The organism is Photorhabdus sp. RM71S (assembly GCF_042879355.1).
GTDB classification, from domain to species: domain Bacteria; phylum Pseudomonadota; class Gammaproteobacteria; order Enterobacterales; family Enterobacteriaceae; genus Photorhabdus; species Photorhabdus kayaii.
The window spans coordinates 1-301 of sequence record NZ_JBHFKV010000249.1 but is presented as its reverse complement, the minus strand read 5'-3'; the positions used below and the strand labels follow the sequence as shown (position 1 = coordinate 301).

Below are 301 nucleotides of genomic sequence, written 5' to 3'. Positions count from 1 at the left end.
TGTCATGGTTTTTGCGCCGCTCCACCAGTCGCCAATATGGGCCTCTCGAATATGGTAAAACGTAGGGGCACCGTCATCGTCTATCTCTACACCGCCGCGAATATGTGGCATATCGAAATTCTGTTGTGGGTTGCTGAGTCGGTCTGGGTCCACAATTTGAATTGTCGTAGCATAACGCCCCTTGCCGGACCCTAACCTGTCTGTTCGATATTGCAGCACCGCAAGCGCATCACCATCTAACAGCTTATGCCGGAAACCCAAACGCAACATCTGTGAAACAGTTTGCTTTCTCTCAACGTCA

1 protein-coding gene is annotated in these 301 nt (G+C 50.5%); it reads right to left on the bottom strand.

What is annotated here, in order from left to right; translation table 11 throughout:
• Positions 1 to 301 (bottom strand): phage portal protein (locus ACGF5R_RS24755; protein WP_387440467.1); only part of this gene is annotated, 301 nt, incomplete at both ends.